Here is a 17921-nt window from a genome sequence, read left to right as displayed (position 1 = left end):
CGCTAGGCCGCGGACCGGCCCGGGTCCGGCTCGGCCTGGGCAGGCTCGGCCTCGGGCGTCTGTTCGACCAGCGCGGGCGTGACCAGGTCCACCACCTTCCTGCGCGACAGCATGCCGATGAACTCGTCGTCCTCGCCGGTCACGGCCACCGGCTGGTCGCTGTGCACCAGGCGGGCCAGCACTTCGTCCAGGCCGGCGGTGGCCGGCACCGAGGCCAGGTCTTCCACGAACGCCGACACATCGCGCGCGCCGGCGTCGACGGCGCGCTGCGCCACCTCGGCCGTCAGCACGCCGGCCAGCCGCTTGCCGTCGAGCACCGGGGCATATTCGAAGCTGAGCGCACGCATGCGGTCCAGCGCATGGGCCGGGCGCGAACGCATGGTCAGCGTCAGGCGCGGCGGGTTGACCGCATGCGCCGCATTCAGCACCTTGGTGCGGTTGACGTCCTGCAGGAACGCCTGCACGTAGTCATTGGCCGGGTTCAGCAGAATGTCTTCGGGCGTGCCTTCCTGCACCAGTTCGCCGTCTTTCAGGATGGCGATGCGGTTGCCCAGGCGCAGGGCCTCGTCCAGGTCGTGCGTAATGAACACGATGGTCTTGTTGAGCTTGGCCTGCAATTGCAGCAGGTGGTCCTGCATTTCGCGGCGGATCAGCGGATCCAGCGCCGAGAAGGCTTCGTCCATCAGCAGGATCTCGGCATCGGTGGCCAGCGCGCGGGCCAGGCCCACGCGCTGCTGCATGCCGCCCGACAGCTGGTGCGGATACTGCGCCTCGAAGCCGTTCAGGCCGACCTGGTCCAGCCAGTGGCGCGCGCGCTGCTCGCGCTCTGCCTTGGGCACGCCCTGCACGGTCAGGCCGTAGGCGGCATTTTCCAGCACCGAGCGGTGCGGAAACAGCCCGAAGCGCTGGAACACCATGCTCATTTTCTTCTGGCGGAAGTTTTCGAGCTCGCGCGTGCCCAGGCTGACGACGTCGACGCCATCGACCAGGATATGGCCCGCGCTGGGCTCGATCAGCCGGTTGAAATGGCGGATCAGCGTCGACTTGCCCGAGCCCGACAGGCCCATGATCACGTAGATGCTGCCCTCTTCGATCGACAGGCTGATGTCGCGCAGGCCCAGCGTGTGGCCGCTCTTGGCCAGCAGCTCTTCCTTGCTCATGCCTTCCTGCGCCGCCGCCAGCCACTTGGCGGGATGCGGGCCGAAGACTTTGTAGATGTTCTTGACCTCGATCTTGCTCATCGGTGGCCTCCTTTGCGTACACGGTGTCCATAGGACTGCGTGATGCGGTCGAACAGCACGGCCAGCACCACAATGCCCAGGCCGGCCAGCAGGCCGCGGCCGACTTCCAGGCGGTTGATGCCCAGCAGCACCTCGTAGCCCAGGCCGCGCGCGCCGATCATCGAGGCGATCACCACCATCGACAGGGCCATCATGGTGGTCTGGTTGATGCCCGCCATGATGTTCGGCAGGGCCAGCGGCAGCTGCACGCCGAACAATTGCTGGCGCGGCGTGGCGCCGAAGGCGCGCGACGCCTCGAGCACTTCGCGGTCGACCAGGCGGATGCCCAGGTCGGTCAGGCGGATCAGCGGCGGCACGGCGTAGATCACGGTGGCGATAATGGCCGGGATCTTGCCCAGGCCGAACAGCATCACCACCGGGATCAGGTACACGAAGCTGGGCATGGTCTGCATGACGTCGAGCAGCGGCAGCATGATGGAACGCAGCCAGTTGGCGCGCGCCATCAGCACGCCCACCGGGATGCCGATAATGACCGACAGGCCGGCGGCCATGATCATCAGCGCCAGCGTCTGCATGCCGGCATCCCACAGGCCCAGCAGGCCGATGACGCACAGCAGCGCGCCCATCGCCACGCTCAGGCCGACGCGGCGGCTGACGCCCCAGGCGATGGCGATGGTGACCGCCACCACGATCCACCAGGGCGTGCTGCGCAGCAGGTGCTCCAGCCACACCAGCACGTCCAGGAACGGCCGCGACATTGCCTCGAGCGTGTCGGCATAGCGCGTGACCAGGTGATCGACAAATGTATCGATGGCGCCGCGCACGGCGCGCGCCGGAATGATTTCAGGAAACATAGGCAACTCCTTACGGGCGTGCCGCGGGCGATGCGGCCGGGCGTCTGCCGGCCAGCCGCATGGCCCCCGGCGCGCGGGCCCCTTGGGGCGCGGCTACAGCCGCGCCCGGGGAAAACGCCGGGCAGGCCGGCGGCGCGCGCCGGCATGGCGCGGCGCGGCGGCCTGCTTACAGCTTACAGCGCGGCCTGGACGCGCGTCGCGACCTCGGCGGGTACCCATTTGGTCCAGACATCGGACTTGTTCTTCAGGAACCATTGGGCAACGGCGGACGAATCGTCGCCGGACTCTTCCATGTGCGCCAGGGTCTGGTCGACCTGGGGCAGCGGGATGCTGACCTTGGACAGGAACTCGGTCAGCTTGGGGGCTTTCTTGGAGAATTCGGTATTGACGGCGGTGAACACCGGATTGTCGGGGTAGGCGCTGGGCTGAGGATTGGCGCACTTGGGCGCGGTCAGGCACTTGTGCTTTTCTGCGTCGTAGGGCGGCAGTTCCAGCTTGACCAGGTCCAGGGCGCCCACCAGCGGCGTGGGGTACCAGTAGTAGAACACCACGTTCTGCTTGCGCTTGTAGGCCGACATCAGGGCCGCCTTCTGGGCCGCGCCGGTGCCGGGCGAGTACAGGGTGTAGGTATCGTCCAGCTTCAGCGCATGGAACAGGTTGGTGCTGACGACTTCGCAGCCCCAGCCGGCCGGGCAGCCGTAGAAGCGGCCCTTCGAGGGCTCTTCCGGATCCTTGAACTCATCTTTGAACTTGGGCAGGTCGGCCGCGGCTTTCAGTTCCGGCAGGCGTTCGGCGGTGTAGCGCGGAATGAACCACGCTTCGCCGCCCATGTAGACGTCGCCGATGCGCTTGACCTTGCCGGTCTTCTCGGCCTTGTCCCACGGGGCCGACACGCTGTTCAGCCAGACCTCGGTGTTGATGTCCAGGTCGCCGCGCTCGAGGGCGGCCAGGGCGGGCAGGGTTTCGGTGGGCAGGGTTTCGGTCTTGCAGCCGTAGCCCTTTTCCATGATGAAGCGTTCGATATCGACCAGCACCAGGTTGGATTCCCAGTTCATGCCGCCGAACTTCACGGAACGGTCCAGTTCGCACTGGGGAGCGTCGGCCGCCTGGGCAGTACCGGCAAACGCAAGAAGCACCGCCGCGGCGGCCAGGGTGTTGACAGGGGTGAAACGCATTGGCTTTTGCCTCCATAGGTTCAGGGACACAACAGCAACAGACAGCGCTGTGTTATGCCGTGGAGCTAAGGGGGTTGTGCGGAAGACGGGCAGAACCGCCAATACAAACCGACACTAGCAGCAAGACGCGAGGCCGGTGGCGGCGACGGTCTTGTTCAGACAGCAGGCCCGACGCATAGCCAGAATGGCCTGCGATGGACTGACAGTAAATTGAATGAAACTAAATGAAGAAGCCGGCATCTTAGCCGATTTTGCTTCGAGCACCAAGCTGGCACTCGAAAAAATCAGATACAAATAGCCAAGAATTGCCTAGGGAAACCACTGATGAACCGGCTTTACAGCCCCGGTTCACGCGGTATTGCAGCGCAACATGATGTTGGAATATTTAGTTTCTTTTAGTTTCTAACAGATAAATTAAACCGGCTTTCCGGCCCGGAAAAAGCACAATCCGGGCGATTCCCGCCCGGATTGGCTGGGGCTTGATCCGCTTCAGCCCTCGGCGTACATATAGCCGCGCCGCCACGGATACGCCAGGTCCGCCGGGTTATCGAGTTCGTCGGCCCGGCCGGTGGCCGGGGGACCCGCGGCCAGGATCTGGTGCAGCGCGATCCAGCCGTGCTCGAACGCCATGGCGCAGCCGGCCAGGTATAGCCGGTAGGCGCGCAGCGAGCGGGCGCCCTGCTCGCCCTGCAGCACCTGCGAAGCATCGGCCAGGCGGGCTTCCAGGGCGTCGCTCCAGGCCCACAGGGTGCGGGCGTAATGCGGCCGCAGGTTTTCCACGTCGACCGCTTCCAGGCCGCCATTGGTGACAGCCTCCATGACGCTGCTGACGTGGGTCAGCTCGCCGCCCGGGAAAATGTATTTTTCGATGAACTCGCCCATGCCGCTGCCGAGCTCGGCGTTGTACAGGCCGGCGGCGGTGATGCCGTGGTTCATGATCAGGCCGCCGGGCTTGACCAGGCGGCGCAGCTTGGCAAAGTAGGCCGGCAGCTGCGCCCTGCCCACGTGTTCGAACATGCCCACCGACGCCAGCTTGTCGAATGGCTGGGACTCGTCCAGCTTGCGGTAGTCGAGCAGTTCCATGCGCACCCGGCCCGCCAGGCCTTTTTCCTGGATGAGCTTGTTGACGTAGGCATGCTGGTTGCGCGACAGGGTGATGCCGGTGGCGTCCACGCCGTAGTTCTCGGCGGCCCACAGCAGCAGCCCGCCCCAGCCGGCGCCCACATCCAGGAAGCGCTCGCCCGCCTGCAGGCGCAGCTTGCGGCAGATGTGGTCGAGCTTGGCTTCCTGGGCCTGCGCCAGGTTCATATCGGGCGTGCGGTAATAGGCGCAGGAATAGACCCGGCGCGGGTCGAGCCACAGGGCGTAAAAATCGTCAGACAAGTCGTAATGGAATTCGATCTGCTTGGCGTCGCGTTCGACCGAATGGCGCCAGACCGAAATCACCTTGCGCACCAGCTCGGTCAGCCAGCCGCCGCGTGCGGCATCGACGGGCGAGCCGGGCAGCAGCGCCGAAGCGGCCTGCATGACGTGGCGCATATTGCCCTGTATATCGATGCGGCCTTCGACGTAGTCTTGCCCAAGTACTCCGACGGCGCCTTCGGCCAGGTGCGCCAGCGCGGCCTTGTCGCGGGCCACGAAACGAACCTGGGGGTCGGCCTGGCCGACCACGGTGCCATCGGGCAGTTCCATTTGCACGGAAACCGGCAAAGACTGCAATTTGCGTTCTACAACAGACAGCAAAGGATTCACAGCTTCTCCCCGACAGACATGAAAGAACCCGGCAACTTTATCGGAAACGATTGCACGCCGTAAGAGCCTGCAACCCGTGATACAGTCGTCGGCTTGCCGCCGTTTGTCGTTGCATCAGGCGGCATAGATCCATCCCCCGCCTCATGCTACCGCAATCTTTGTCCCGCAGCCTGCCTGGCTGGCTCGTCCTGATGGGCGCCCTGACCGCCATCGGGCCGTTCTCCATCGACATGTACCTGCCGGCCTTTCCGGCCATCGCCAGCAGCCTGCAGGTGCCGCGCGGCGATGTCGAGCGCACGCTGGCGGCCTACCTGATCGGCCTGGCCCTGGCCCAGGTGGTGTACGGCCCGCTGGCCGACCGCTACGGACGCAAAAAGCCGATGCTGGCCGGCCTGGCCCTGTACGCCGCCGCTTCGCTGGGCTGCGCGCTGGCCGGCAGCGTGCAGGTGCTGACCTTCTGGCGCGTGCTGCAGGCGCTGGGCGGGGCTGCCGGCGTGGTGATCCCGCGCGCGGTCATCCGCGACCACTACGAAACCCACGACGCCGCGCGCGCCATGTCGCTGCTGATGCTCATCATGGGGCTGGCGCCGATTCTCGCGCCGCTGGCCGGCGGGCAACTGCTGGCCGTGGTGGGCTGGCGCAGCCTGTTCTGGCTGATGGCCGCCGGGGCGCTGGCCATGATGGCCGCCACCGCCCTCATCATGCAGGAATCGCTGACGCCCGAACGCGTCCAGCCGCTCAGCGCCGCCTCTATCGCCCGCAATTACGCGGCGCTGCTGCGCCACCGCGGCTTCATGGCGCACAGCCTGGCCGGCGGCTTCGGCCAGGCCGGCATGTTCGCCTACATCATCAGTTCGCCGCACTTGTTCATCGAGCTGTACGGCGTCGATCCGCAGCACTATGGCCTGTTGTTCGGCGCCAACGCCGCGGGGCTGATCATCGGCTCGCAGATCAGCGCCCGCCTGCTGCGCACTCACACGCCGCTGCAGCTGCAGCGCGGCGCCCTGACCGCGCTGGCCGCTGCCAGCCTGGCGGCCCTGGCGCTGGCCCTGACCGGGCTGATGACCCTGCCTCTGCTGATGGCCTGCCTGATCGGCTATATGTTCAGCCAGGGCTTCGTCAACCCCAATTCGGCCGCGCTGGCCCTGTCCGAGCAGGGCTCGCGGCTGGGCGCCGGCTCGGCGCTGCTGGGCACGCTGCAGCTGTCGTGCGGGGCCGTGGCGGGCTTCGTGGTCAGCGCCTGGCAGGCTGCCGGCCCCCTGCCCCTGGCCACCGTGCTGGCCTGCTGCGCCTGCCTGTCGTGGCTGGCCGGCCACGCCGCCCGCGGCCTGAAGCGCCCCACGGCTTGATTTCTTTGGCTTTTTTGTATTAGAATGGCGAGCTTCACATGAAGTTTTCCCGTGTGCAGCCGCTATGCTTTGTGGCTGCCACTTTCGACCACCACCCAACCCGTGTATAGGGGGGCGGCAGGCAGCGGGTATAAGCACGGGCCCCGGCCCATCTACCTGTCTTTCCTTTCCCCATGCGCGGCCAGATTAAAAGGTAAAACCATGGCACGCGTATGCCAAGTTACTGGCAAAGGCCCGATGACGGGCAACAACGTCTCGCACGCCAACAACAAAACCAAGCGCCGCTTCCTGCCCAACCTGCAATCGCGCCGGTTCTGGGTTGAAAGCGAAAACCGCTGGGTTCGCCTGCGTGTTTCCGCCAAGGCCATCCGCATCATCGACAAGAACGGCATCGACGCCGTCCTGGCCGACCTGCGCGCCCGCGGCGAACTGGCCTGATCCGGCCCGCCCTCATCGACATCTAGGAGCACGACATGGCCAAAGGTATCCGCGAAAAAATCAAGCTCGAGTCCACCGCCGGCACGGGCCACTTCTACACCACCACCAAAAACAAGCGCAACATGCCCGAGAAGATGCTGATCAAGAAATTTGATCCGGTCGCTCGCAAGCATGTCGACTACAAAGAAACCAAGCTGAAGTAATCCAGCGGGTTTTGAGTATAGTTATACGGCCCTGCCTATCGCGGGGCCGTTTTTTTTCGCCGGTTTCCCCGTTCCCTGAGCGCACTGCCCCACCACCATGTTCCGAACCCTGACCCTGCTGCGCTGTGCCGCGTTCGCGGCCGCCCTGGCCATGCTGCCCGCGGCCCACGCCAAGAACGGCGCGCCGCCCATCCGCATCGGCGAAATCAACAGCTACAAGGCCATTCCCGCCTTCCTGGCCCCCTACAAAAAGGGCTGGCAGCTGGCGCTGGAACAGATCAACGCCCAGGGCGGCGTGCTGGGCCGCCCCCTGCAGGTGATCTGGCGCGATGACAACGGCAATCCCGGCGATTCGGTGCGCGCCGCGCAAGAACTGATCACGCGCGAGAAGGTCGACCTGCTGTTCGGCGGCTTCCTGTCGCACACCGGCCTGGCGCTGGCCGATTTCGCCAAACAGCGCAGAGTCTTCTTCCTGGCGGCCGAGCCCCTTACCGACAAGATCACCTGGCACGACGGCAATCGCTACACCTACCGGCTGCGCCCGTCCACCTGGATGCACGTGGCCGCGCTGGCGCCCAAGGCCCTGGCGCTGCGCAAGCAGCGCTGGGCGCTGGTGTACCCCAACTACGAATACGGCCAGTCCGCCGTGGCCACCTTCAAGGCCATGATGACCTCGTTCCAGCCCAATATCGAATTCGTGGCTGAACAGGCGGTGCCGCTGGGCAAAATCGATGCCGGCGCGGTCGTGCAGGCGCTGGCCGACGCCAAGCCCGACGCCATCTTCAATGTGCTGTTCGCCGCCGACCTGACCCGCTTCGTGCGCGAGGGCAATACCCGCGGCCTGTTCAAGAACCGCGCCGTGGTGTCGCTGCTGACCGGCGAACCCGAATACCTCGAACCGCTGGGCGCCGACAGCCCCACCGGCTGGATCGTCACCGGCTATCCCTGGTACGCCATCGACACGCCCGAGCACAAGGCGTTCGCCGAGGCCTACCGCAAGCGCTACAACGAAACGCCCAAGGTCGGCTCGGTGGTCGGCTATGCGTCGCTGATGTCGATCGCGGCGGGCCTCAAGCGGGCCGGCGCCACCGATACCGAAAAGCTGGTCGACGCCTTCGCCGGCCTGCAGGTCGAAACGCCCTTCGGCCCGGTCACCTACCGCGCCATCGACCATCAATCCACCATGGGCGTATTCGTGGGCGTGACCGCGCAGCAAGACGGCCAGGGCATCATGAAAGACTTCTCCTACCTGGACGGCAGCCGCCTGCAGCCGCCCGACCAGTACGTGCGGCAACTGCGCCCCGCGCCCTGATGAATCTCACCGGCCTGCTGCTGCAGTTGCTCAACGGCCTGGCCGAAGCCAGCGCGCTGTTCCTGGTGGCCGCCGGGCTGTCGCTGATCTTCGGCGTCACCCGCATCGTCAACTTCGCGCACGGGTCGTTCTACATGCTGGGCGTGTACCTGGCCTGGACGCTCACCTCATGGCTGGGCGGCTCGGCGCTGGGCTACTGGGCCGCGCTGCCGCTGGCTGCCCTGGCCGTGGGGGTGCTGGGCGCGGCCGTCGAAATGCTGGTCCTGCGGCGCATCTACCGCGCCCCCGAGCTCTTCCAGTTGCTGGCCACCTTCGCGCTGGTGCTGATCATCGGCGACGCGGCCCTGGCCCTGTGGGGCCCCGCCGACCTGTTCGCCGCGCGCGCCCCCGGGCTGGGCGGCGCGGTCGACATCCTGGGCCGGCGCTTTCCCCAGTACGACCTGCTGCTGATCGCGCTGGGCCCGCTGGTGCTGGGCCTGTTGTGGCTGCTGCTGATGCGCACCCGCTGGGGCCGGCTGCTGCGGGCGGCGGCGGAAAACCGCAGCATGCTGGCGGCCCTGGGCGTCAACCAGGCCTGGCTGTTCACGTCGGCGTTCGCGCTGGGCGCATTCCTGGCCGGGCTGGGCGGCGCCATGGCGGCGCCGCGCACGCCCGCCACGCTCGGGCTCGACCTCGAAATCATCGCCAGCGCCTTCGTGGTGGTGGTGGTGGGCGGCCTGGGCTCCGTGCCGGGCGCCTTCCTGGCCGCCCTGCTGATCTGCCTGGCCAAGGCCGTATTCGTGTATGTCGGCCAGACGCAGATCGGCCCCTGGACGTTCAACCTGTCCAGGCTCACGCTGGTGGCCGAATTCGCGGTGATGGCGGTGGTGCTGGTGCTGCGGCCCTGGGGCCTGCTGGGCAAGCCGCCCGAGCCCGCCGGCGCGGCCGCCGCCGTCGCGCCGCCGCTGGCGCCCGCTTCGCGCCGCGTGCGCCTGGCCTACGGGGCGCTGCTGCTTGCATTGGTGGCCCTGCCGCTGGCCACGACGGCCTGGCCCTACCTGACCGTGCTGTTCACTGAAATCCTGATCGCCGCGCTGTTCGCGGCCAGCCTGCACTTCCTGATCGGCCCGGCCGGCATGACCTCTTTCGGGCACGCCGCCTGGTTCGGGCTGGGCGCGTACGGCGCCGCCCTGCTGCTGAAGCTGGCGGCGCTGCCCATGGAAGCCGCCCTGCTGGCCGGCCCGCTCGCGGCCGCGCTGGGCGCGCTGCTGTTCGGCTGGTTCTGCGTGCGGCTGTCCGGCGTCTACCTGGCCATGCTGACGCTGGCCGTCGCGCAGATCCTGTGGGCCCTGGTGTATCAATGGGACGGCGTCACCGGCGGCAGCAACGGGCTGATCGGCCTGTGGCCGTCCGACTGGCTGAGCAGCGGCCCCGCCTACTACTACGCCAGCCTGCTGCTGTGCGCGGCCGGCATCGCCTGGCTGCGGCGCCTGGTGTTCTCGCCGCTGGGCTATGCGCTGCGCGGCGCGCGCGACTCGGCGCTGCGCGCGCAGGCCATCGGCATCGATGTGCAGCGCGTGCAATGGGCCGGCTTCACCGCTGCCGCCCTGGCCGCCGGCCTGGCGGGCTCGCTGTATGCGTTTTCCAAAGGCAGCATCGCGCCCGACGTACTGGGCGTGGGCCGTTCGGTCGACGGGCTGGTCATGGTGCTGCTGGGCGGCGTGCAGGCCCTGGCCGGCCCGCTGGCCGGCGCTGCCGCCTATACCTGGCTGCAGGACACCGCCGCGCGCCTCACCGAATACTGGCACGCCGTACTGGGCCTGGCCGTGCTGGCCCTGGTCATGGCGCGCCCCGACGGCCTGGCCGGCATCGCGCGGCACAACGCCAAGGCCGCGCCATGAACGCGCCGAATCCCTCCACGCACGCAAGCGCCCCCGCCAGCGCGGTGCTGCTGCAGGTGCGCGGGCTGCGCAAATCGTTCGGCGGCATCCAGGCCCTGGACGACGTCTCTTTCGTGCTGCCGGCCGGCCACATGCTGGCGCTGATCGGCCCCAACGGCGCCGGCAAATCCACCTGCTTCAATGCCCTTAGCGGCCAGATGCGGCCCGACGCCGGCTCGGTGCTGCTGGACGGGCGCGAACTGGTGGGCCTGCGTCCCGAACAGATATGGCGGCAGGGCGTGGGCCGCACCTTCCAGACCGCGGCCACCTTCCGTTCCATGACGGCCCAGGAAAACGTGCAGACCGCCCTGCTGGCCCGCGACCGCCGGTTGTTCGACTGCTGGCGCCGCGCCGACCGCCACGGCGCCGACGAAGCCCTGGCGCTGCTGGAACAAGTCGGCATGGCCGGCCAGGCGCGGCGCGCGTGCGGCGAACTGGCCTACGGCGACGTCAAGCGGGTCGAACTGGCCATGGCCCTGGCGCATGCGCCGCGCCTGCTTCTGATGGACGAGCCCACCGCCGGCATGGCCGCCGCCGAACGCCATGCCCTGATGCGCCTGACCCGCGAGCTGGCCGACACGCGCCGCATCGCCGTGCTGTTCACCGAGCACAGCCTGGACGTCGTGTTTAAACACGCCGATCGCATTGTGGTGCTGGTGCGCGGCCAGGTGCTGGCCGACGGCGCGCCGGCCGCCATTGCCGCCGACGCCCGCGTCAAGGCGGCCTACCTGGGCAGCGAGCCGGTCGGCGCGAACGCCTGATTCGCGCGCCGGCAGGCGGTCAGGCGCCTGGCTTGTCCGGCTTTTGCCCCGCGTGGCCCAGCGGCCCGCATTCGCGGAAGATACGCGCCGTGCAGCCGGTGCAGATGTCCGGATCCAGCCGCGCGTAGATGTCGGCAATGGCCGTGTGCTTGTCCGGAAACACGTGGTCTTCGCCCAGGCGGTCGATGAAGCCCAGCCGCCGCCACATCTGCATGACCTCGGGCCGCGGCCGGTGGAAATACAGGTCGCCGCCGGCCTCGCGCCGCTTGCGCAGTTCGTCTTCCCAGACCAGCGCGCCCGCGTGGTCGATGAAGTTCATGCTCTTGGCCATTACCAGCAGGTGGCGCGGGGCATCCGGCGCCGCCCGCAGCGCCTGCAGCCGGTCGGCCACGTGCGCCACCGCCCCGAAGTAAACCGAGCCTTCCATGCGCAGCAGCTTCAGCTGAGGGCATTCGGGCAAGGCGCCGGGCAGGCCTTGCAGCACGGCGAAATGGCGGTCCGGGTCGCCGGCGTCGAAGCCCATGGTGCGCATGGCGGGGCGCGAGGTGCGGTGCAGGTAGGCCAGCAGCGACAGCAGCGTGCCCAGCAAAATGGCGATTTCCATGCGGATGGTCACCGTGGCCACCAGCGTGGCCAGCGCAATCATGCATTCGCTGCGCTGCACGCGCGCCACATGCCGCCAGCGCGGCAGCTCCAGCAGGTTCCAGGCCACCAGCAGCAGCAGGCCGGCAATCGCCGCATGCGGAATCAACGCCAGCAGCGGCGCGCTGGCCATCACCAGCACGATCAGCAGCACCGCCGCGAACACCGCCGCCATCGGAGTGCGCGCGCCGGACTCGAAGTTCGGTATGGAACGGTTCAGCGAACCGCAGGACAAATACGAAGAGAAGAACCCGCCGACGATGTTCGACAGGCCCTGCCCGATGAATTCGCGGTTCGCGTCGATGGCCTGGCCCGAACGGGTCGCCACAGCCTTGGCGATCGAAATGGATTGCGCCAGGGCCACGATGGACAACGCGAATGCCAGGCCCAGCAGATCGGGCAGCTGGCTCCAGTCGATATCCGGCACGTGGAACGGCGGCCAGGGCTGCGCCAGCGCGCCCAGCACCGAGATCGGCTGGCCGGCCGCCTCGAATACCCAGGCGTTCAGCCCCGCCGCCAGCGCCGTGCCGGCGGCCAGCCCGATCAGCATATAGGGCTTGCGGCGGTCCCAGCGGCGCGCCAGCGCCGAGGCCGCGATGGTGGCCAGCGCCACCAGCAGCGCCCCCCAGTGCAGCGAGCCCAGCCCGCGCGCCACGCCCAGCAGCACCGCGCCGGCCCCGTGCGCATGGATGCCGTCCAGCCCCAGCGCGTCTTTCAGGGCATGCACCGCGATCAGCAGGGCCGCGCCGCTGGTAAAGCCGAACAGCGCCGAAGGCGAAATGAAATTGGCCAGCGAGCCGAGCCGCAGCGCGCCCACCAGCCACTGCAGGATGCCCACCAGAATGGTGACCGCCAGCGCCAGCTGTATGTAGGCCGGGCTGCCCGCCGCGGCCAGCGGCGCCAGCACCGCATACAGGGCCAGCGAATTGGCATTGGTGGGGCCCGACATGACATGGCGGCTGGAACCGAACAGCGCGGCCACCACACAGGGCACGATGGCCGAGTACAGGCCGTATTCGGGCGGCAGCCCGGCCAGCGTGGCGAAGGCCACGCCCTGCGGCAGCACCAGCAGGGCCCCCAGCAGGCCTGCCAGCGCATCAGCACGCAGCGTGGCGGGCCCGATATCGTGGACCCACGTGCCGAATAACCTGCTTGCCAGCTTGCCCACGCGCCGCGTTGCCCCGTTGTTGTGAATATGTTTGATGCCGGGGTCCGCCCGGCGGGGGTCTAGCGTAAACCCTTCGCCTGATGCACGCAACGCGCCCGCCCGCAAGGCGGACGGGTCAGCCGGCTTCGCCGCCGCGCCGGGCGCGCATGGCGCGGCTCATGTCGGCCAGCGCGTGGTCGTCGAGCAGCCGCGCGGCCATCGGCAGCAGTTCGTCTTCTTCGCGCTGGATGTGCGCGGCGTACAGCTTGCAGAATGCCTCGACCTGTTCGACGCCCAGGTCGGCGGGCCGGCCTTCGCCCACGGCCTGCAGCGGACCGTGCAGCCGGCGCCACGCGGCTTCGAGCTGGCGGTGCTCCTGGGTCAGGCCATCGACCAGCGCATGCAGGCAGAACGCGTCGGAACCCGCCATGGATTCGATCAGCGCGGGGAACAGGTCTTCTTCTTCGTCGCGGTGATGATGCACGGCCGCGGTATCGAAGTACCGCAGCACGCTGGCCGCGGCTGTCTGGGCGGCGGCATCGGCGCCATGCGCGGCGACGTGGGCCGCCAGGCGCCGCAGCGTGGCGCACTGACGCCCCATGCGCTCATGGCAGGCCGACAGCAGCTCCAGCGGCGCTTCCGGCCCGGCTGCCAGCGATGAAAACCCGGGAATACCCACTGCCATGATCTTGCCCTCGTCAGGTACTGCGCACCGCTATCCCATGTGTTCGCGCCACCACAGCCGCACGCTGTCCCAGGCGCGGCCAGCCAGGCCGGCTTGCGGCACGGGGTCCAGCGCGACCACCGGCCATTGCATCGCCGGCTTGCCATCCACCAGCACCTGCAGCGAGCCTACCTGGTCTTGCGCCGCGATCGGCGCGATCAGGGGCTGGCGGCTGGTCAGCACCGGTTTGACCTGCGCCGACACCGGCACGGTGATATAGGCGTCGCTTGCCACGCCGATGCGCACCGATTCGCGCTCGCCCTTCCAGACCGGCGGCGACTCCATGGCCTGGCCCTTAGCATACAGCTTGATCGTCTTGAAGCTCTGGAACCCCCAGTTCAGCAAGACCCGGCTTTCTTCGGTGCGCAGCTTGTCCGACGCCGTGCCCATCACCACCGAGATCAGGCGGCGGCGGGCCTGGCCGTCGGGGCGCTCGGCCGAGGCGATCAGGCAATAGCCGGCCGCTTCGGTATGCCCGGTTTTCAGGCCGTCGACGCTGGGATCGAGCCACAGCAGCCGGTTGCGGTTGGGTTGCGCGATATTGTTGTACGTGAAGGTGCGCACCGAATCGTAGGTCTTGTACAGGTCCGGGTAGTCGCGCACCAGGTGCTGGGCCAGCAGCGCCAGGTCGCGCGCGGTGGAGTACGTGCCCGGATCGGGCAGGCCGTGCGGGCTGGCGAAGTGCGTGTCGCGCAGGCCCATCTTGCCGGCCTGCTGGTTCATGCGCTGCACGAACGCCTCGACCGACCCCGACACCGCTTCGGCCAGCACGATGGCCGCGTCGTTGCCCGACTGCACCAGCAGCCCGTACAGCAGGTCGTTCACCGACACGCGCTTGCCGGGCTCCAGGAACATCTTGGAACTGCCGGGCGCCACTTTCCAGGCCCGCGTCGACACGGTGACCTGCTGCTGGGCCGACAGGCGCCCGTCGCGCAGGGCCTGAAATACCAGGTAGGCCGTCATCACCTTGGTCAGCGACGCCGGCTCGACCCGCGTGTCGGGATTGAACGAAGCGATTTCCTGGCCGCTGGTGGCATCCAGCAGCATCCACGCCTTGGCCGTGACCGGCGGCGGCACCACTTGCGCCTGCGCGCCCGCCAGGCTGGCCGCGGCAAGCAGCAGGCCCGCGCAAAATTTCTTGATCAAGGGAGCTCCTACAGAGTATCGGCCGGACGCCGGCGCGCACTGCGCCAGCGGAAGTATGCGGTGCGCTCGCGCTCGTCGCGCAGCCGGCCGGCCCGCACGCGCAGCAGGTCTTTGCGGCCCACCAGTCCCAGCAGGCGGCCGGTGGTGCGCTCGACGATGGGCAGGCGCCCCACCCCCGTCAAGGCCATGCGGTCGGCCGCCTGGCTGGCAAGTTCGTCCGGATAGCCCACGAAAAGTTCACGGCCGGCCACCATCTCGCCCAGCGGCCGGGCGTTGTCTTCGTCTTCCAGCGTCCAGGCCAGGCTGTCGGCGCGCGTGATTTCGCCCACCACCGTGCCCTGCTGGTCCACCACCGGATACGAGGTATGGCGCCGCTCGGCCGTGGTGAAGTGCGCCACGGCGTCGGCCACGCTCATCGATGCCGGCAGCGTTTCGACGGCGGTGGTCATCACCGCCGACACCCGCACCAGGTCGAACGGATCGACATGATATTCGCGCGTGATGTGATGGCCGCGGCGGGCGATCTTCTCGGTCAGGATCGAGCGCTTGAGCAGCAGCACGGTCAGGCCATAGGCAAACGCGCAGGCCGTCAGCACCGGCAGCAGCACGCTGAAATTGCCGGTCAGCTCCACCGCGAACAGGGTCGCGGTCAGCGGCGCGCGCATGGTGCCGCCCATCATGGCCGCCATGCCCAGCAGCGCCCAGAAGCCGGGATCGGCCTGCGGCAGCAGCGGCGTGGCCAGCGCGCCCAGCGCCCCGCCGAAAATCAGCAGCGGCGCCAGCACGCCGCCGGACGTGCCCGAGCCCAGCGCCACCGACCAGATCACCACCTTCACGACCAGCAGCAGCAGCACGGCCTGCAGCGCCAGCTTGCCCGACAGCAGGTCGGTGATGTTGTCATAGCCCACGCCCAGCGCGGCGGGCTCGATCAGGCCGCCCAGGCCGATCACCAGGCCGCCGATGGCGGGCCACCACATCCAGTGGATGGGCAGCTTCTCGAACAGGTCTTCGGCCGCGTACACCAGCGCGGTCAGCACGCCCGAGCCCAGCCCGGCCATTACCCCCACCAGGGCCCAGGCCACCACGTGATGCAGCGACGGTTCGCCCACGCCCGAGTAGGGGAAAATGGGCGCGGCGTCGAACAGCAGCGGGCGCGCCGCGGCCGCCACCACCGCGGCCACCGCCACCGGCAGGAAGCTGCGCGGCTTCCATTCGAACAACAGCAGTTCCACCGCCAGCAGAATGGCCGCTACCGGCGTGCCAAACACGGCGGTCATGCCGGCCGCGGCGCCGGCCACCAGCAGCGTCTTGCGCTCGCTGGAGCTCATGTGCACCATCTGCGCCAGCAGCGAGCCGATGGCGCCCCCGGTCATGATGATCGGCCCTTCCGCGCCGAACGGGCCGCCGGTGCCGATCGACACGGCCGACGACAGCGGCTTGAGCACCGCCACCTTGGGCTGGATGCGGCTCTTGCCGATCAGGATGGCTTCCATGGCCTCGGGAATGCCGTGGCCGCGGATCTTCTCCGAACCATAGCGCGCCATGAAGCCGATGATGATGCAGCCCACCACCGGCACCGCCACCGCCGCCCAGCCCAGGGTGTTGCCCGCGATGGGCAGGTTCTCGAACGAAAAGCGGCCGTAGTAGGCCAGGTTGGTGCACAGCGCGATCAGGCGCAGCAGCACCCAGGCGGCGCCCACGCCGGCCAGGCCGACCAGCACGGCCATGAACATCAGCAGCAGGACGCGGCGGTCTGTTGTGAAATCGCCCAAGCGGGCCGAGCTGGGCGGTCGAGCGGAAGACAATGGTGCAGGGGGAGCCATACGGGAAGGAGCGGACGAAAAGAAACAGGACCGGCGGCACGCCGGTCCTGGGGGAAAAGTATCGTATCACGATATAAATTACATTCCGCTGACGCGCCACGGCGCTCCGGCCGGCGCTCGATCCATCGCCGCGGCGTTGCGCACGGCCGACGCGGCCGCATCCGCGAAAACGCCTCGCATTGTCGGGAAAACAACATGTTTTGCGGCGACAACCCGCTGAAATACTCGCGCGAATGCGAAGTTCCGCTATCATCGGGCGCGAGGTGCCAAGTGCCGATCTTCGGTGCCGCGCTATCTCGTGTCCTCAAACATACGGATTTCGACCATGGCTACCAAAGCAAAAGCTCCTGCCAAGAAAGTCAGCAAGACCGCCGCCAAGGCTCCGGCCAAGAAGGCAACCGCCGCCAAGCCCGCCGTGAAGAAAACGGCTGCCGCTGCTCCCCGCGCTATCAAGCAAGCGCTGAACAAGTCGCAACTGATCGCCCACCTGGTTGAACAGACCGGCGTGGAAGCCAAATCGGTCAAGGCCGTGCTGGCCGGCCTGGAAGGCGCCGTGCTCGGTTCGGTCGACAAGAAGGGCGCCGGCGAATTCTCGCTGCCGGGCCTGTTCAAGGTCACCGTGCAAAAGGTTCCCGCCAAGGCCAAGCGCTTCGGCAAAGACCCGTTCACCGGCGAAGAGCGCTGGTTCCCGGCCAAGCCCGCTTCGGTCAAGGTCAAGGTCCGCCCGCTCAAGAAACTGAAAGACGCCGCCCAATAAGCGTTCGTCCTGCAGTCTCATCGGCAAGGCCCGTCTCGCAAGAGGCGGGCCTTGCCGTTTCCGGACGCGGCATTTGACGGGGCGGGGTTCGCCCAATTATCTTTACGTCAAGATATTTGATATAAAGATAACCATGCGCGACCACGTCGATTTCGTACTCTCGCAGTGGCACGAACAATGCCCCGGCCTGGATGTCTCGGGCATGGCCGTGTTCAGCCGCCTGTTCCGCCTGCATACCCTTGCCGCCCGCGAGGTCGATGCCGGCTTCCGCAAGCACGGCCTGCACCAGGGCGAATTCGACGTGCTGGCCACGCTGTATCGCTCCGGCCCCCCGCACGCCCTCAGCCCGCAGGCGCTGGTCAACGCCCTGCTGCTGTCGTCGGGCGCCATGACCAACCGCCTCGACCGCCTCGAGCAGGCCGGCCTGCTGGCGCGCGAACCCAACCCCGACGACCGGCGCGGCGTCATGGCCTCGCTGACCCCGCAGGGGCTGCGCACCATCAAGGCCGCGCTGGGCGACTACCTGGACGAACTCGGCCAGTTGCTGGCGCCGCTGCCGGCCGCCGACCGCAGGCAGCTGGCCACGCTGTTGCGCCGCCTGCTGGCCGCCCACGACCACCACTCGCCGGGCGCCATAGGCGCGGGCAAAGCCTGAGGCCGGCCCGCGCCCCGCCTTCC

General features: G+C 68.0%; 16 protein-coding genes. 8 read left to right on the top strand and 8 right to left on the bottom strand.

Translation table 11 applies throughout. From position 1 onward, the window contains the following. Positions 1–2 precede the first annotated feature (2 nt). The 4 genes from J2P76_RS11020 to J2P76_RS11005 form a co-directional block, all read right to left on the bottom strand. Positions 3–1241, bottom strand: coding sequence for a quaternary amine ABC transporter ATP-binding protein (locus tag J2P76_RS11020; RefSeq protein WP_207407242.1), 1239 nt, complete (start codon positions 1239–1241; stop codon positions 3–5). Then, a complete protein-coding gene (locus J2P76_RS11015; protein WP_207407240.1) occupies positions 1238–2095 on the bottom strand; it encodes an ABC transporter permease in 858 nt (285 codons plus the stop codon). Before J2P76_RS11015 ends, J2P76_RS11020 begins: the two co-directional genes overlap by 4 nt. A 173-nt stretch (positions 2096–2268) precedes the next feature. Then, positions 2269–3270, bottom strand: a complete 1002-nt coding sequence (locus J2P76_RS11010; RefSeq protein ID WP_207407238.1) for an ABC transporter substrate-binding protein — start codon at positions 3268–3270, stop codon at positions 2269–2271. A gap of 489 nt (positions 3271–3759) precedes the next feature. Next, positions 3760–5022, bottom strand: coding sequence for a class I SAM-dependent methyltransferase (locus J2P76_RS11005; protein WP_207407236.1), 1263 nt, complete (start codon positions 5020–5022; stop codon positions 3760–3762). Positions 5023–5165: 143 nt separating this feature from the next. Here J2P76_RS11005 and J2P76_RS11000 point away from each other — a divergent pair, with 143 nt between their 5' ends. The 6 genes from J2P76_RS11000 to J2P76_RS10975 all read left to right on the top strand — a co-directional run bounded on the left by J2P76_RS11000 (position 5166) and on the right by J2P76_RS10975 (position 11004). Beyond that, complete coding sequence (locus J2P76_RS11000) at positions 5166–6371, top strand: multidrug effflux MFS transporter (protein WP_207407229.1); 1206 nt, start codon at positions 5166–5168, stop codon at positions 6369–6371. 201 nt (positions 6372–6572) lie between these two features. After that, positions 6573–6809, top strand: coding sequence for a 50S ribosomal protein L28 (gene rpmB / locus J2P76_RS10995; protein WP_012250213.1), 237 nt, complete (start codon positions 6573–6575; stop codon positions 6807–6809). Positions 6810–6844: 35 nt separating this feature from the next. After that, a complete protein-coding gene (gene rpmG, locus J2P76_RS10990; RefSeq protein WP_003810296.1) occupies positions 6845–7012 on the top strand; it encodes a 50S ribosomal protein L33 in 168 nt (55 codons plus the stop codon). 151 nt (positions 7013–7163) lie between these two features. Beyond that, a complete protein-coding gene (locus J2P76_RS10985; protein WP_431603420.1) occupies positions 7164–8324 on the top strand; it encodes an ABC transporter substrate-binding protein in 1161 nt (386 codons plus the stop codon). Then, positions 8324–10204 carry an ABC transporter permease gene (locus J2P76_RS10980; protein WP_207407227.1) on the top strand — a complete coding sequence of 627 codons (1881 nt, stop codon included), beginning with the start codon at positions 8324–8326 and terminating at the stop codon, positions 10202–10204. The genes J2P76_RS10985 and J2P76_RS10980 overlap by 1 nt, the downstream gene beginning before the upstream one ends. After that, positions 10201–11004, top strand: coding sequence for an ABC transporter ATP-binding protein (locus tag J2P76_RS10975; RefSeq protein ID WP_207407226.1), 804 nt, complete (start codon positions 10201–10203; stop codon positions 11002–11004). The genes J2P76_RS10980 and J2P76_RS10975 overlap by 4 nt, the downstream gene beginning before the upstream one ends. A 19-nt stretch (positions 11005–11023) precedes the next feature. Here the strand turns inward: J2P76_RS10975 and J2P76_RS10970 are convergent, their stop codons facing one another. From J2P76_RS10970 to J2P76_RS10955, 4 genes are all read right to left on the bottom strand, one after another. Continuing rightward, on the bottom strand, positions 11024–12814 hold the full coding sequence (locus tag J2P76_RS10970; RefSeq protein ID WP_207407225.1) for a SulP family inorganic anion transporter: 1791 nt from the start codon (positions 12812–12814) through the stop codon (positions 11024–11026). A gap of 115 nt (positions 12815–12929) precedes the next feature. Further along, positions 12930–13478 carry a hemerythrin domain-containing protein gene (locus tag J2P76_RS10965; protein ID WP_207407223.1) on the bottom strand — a complete coding sequence of 183 codons (549 nt, stop codon included), beginning with the start codon at positions 13476–13478 and terminating at the stop codon, positions 12930–12932. 30 nt (positions 13479–13508) lie between these two features. Next, positions 13509–14660, bottom strand: a complete 1152-nt coding sequence (locus J2P76_RS10960) for a D-alanyl-D-alanine carboxypeptidase family protein (RefSeq protein WP_207409177.1) — start codon at positions 14658–14660, stop codon at positions 13509–13511. Between the two features lie 11 nt (positions 14661–14671). Then, positions 14672–16486, bottom strand: a complete 1815-nt coding sequence (locus J2P76_RS10955; protein ID WP_207407221.1) for a chloride channel protein — start codon at positions 16484–16486, stop codon at positions 14672–14674. Positions 16487–16811: 325 nt separating this feature from the next. Between J2P76_RS10955 and J2P76_RS10950 the strand changes: the two genes are divergently transcribed. Next, entirely contained in the window at positions 16812–17243 is a 432-nt protein-coding gene (locus J2P76_RS10950; protein ID WP_207407219.1) for an HU family DNA-binding protein, read from the top strand. 133 nt (positions 17244–17376) lie between these two features. Next, positions 17377–17898 (top strand): MarR family winged helix-turn-helix transcriptional regulator, encoded by a 522-nt coding sequence (locus tag J2P76_RS10945; RefSeq protein WP_207407217.1) that lies wholly within the window; start codon positions 17377–17379, stop codon positions 17896–17898. Positions 17899–17921 lie beyond the last annotated feature (23 nt).

Source organism: Bordetella petrii, assembly GCF_017356245.1.
Lineage (GTDB): Bacteria > Pseudomonadota > Gammaproteobacteria > Burkholderiales > Burkholderiaceae_B > Bordetella_A > Bordetella_A petrii_D.
The sequence above is the reverse complement of the archived record's forward strand: the minus strand, read 5'-3'. Positions and strand labels throughout refer to the sequence as shown.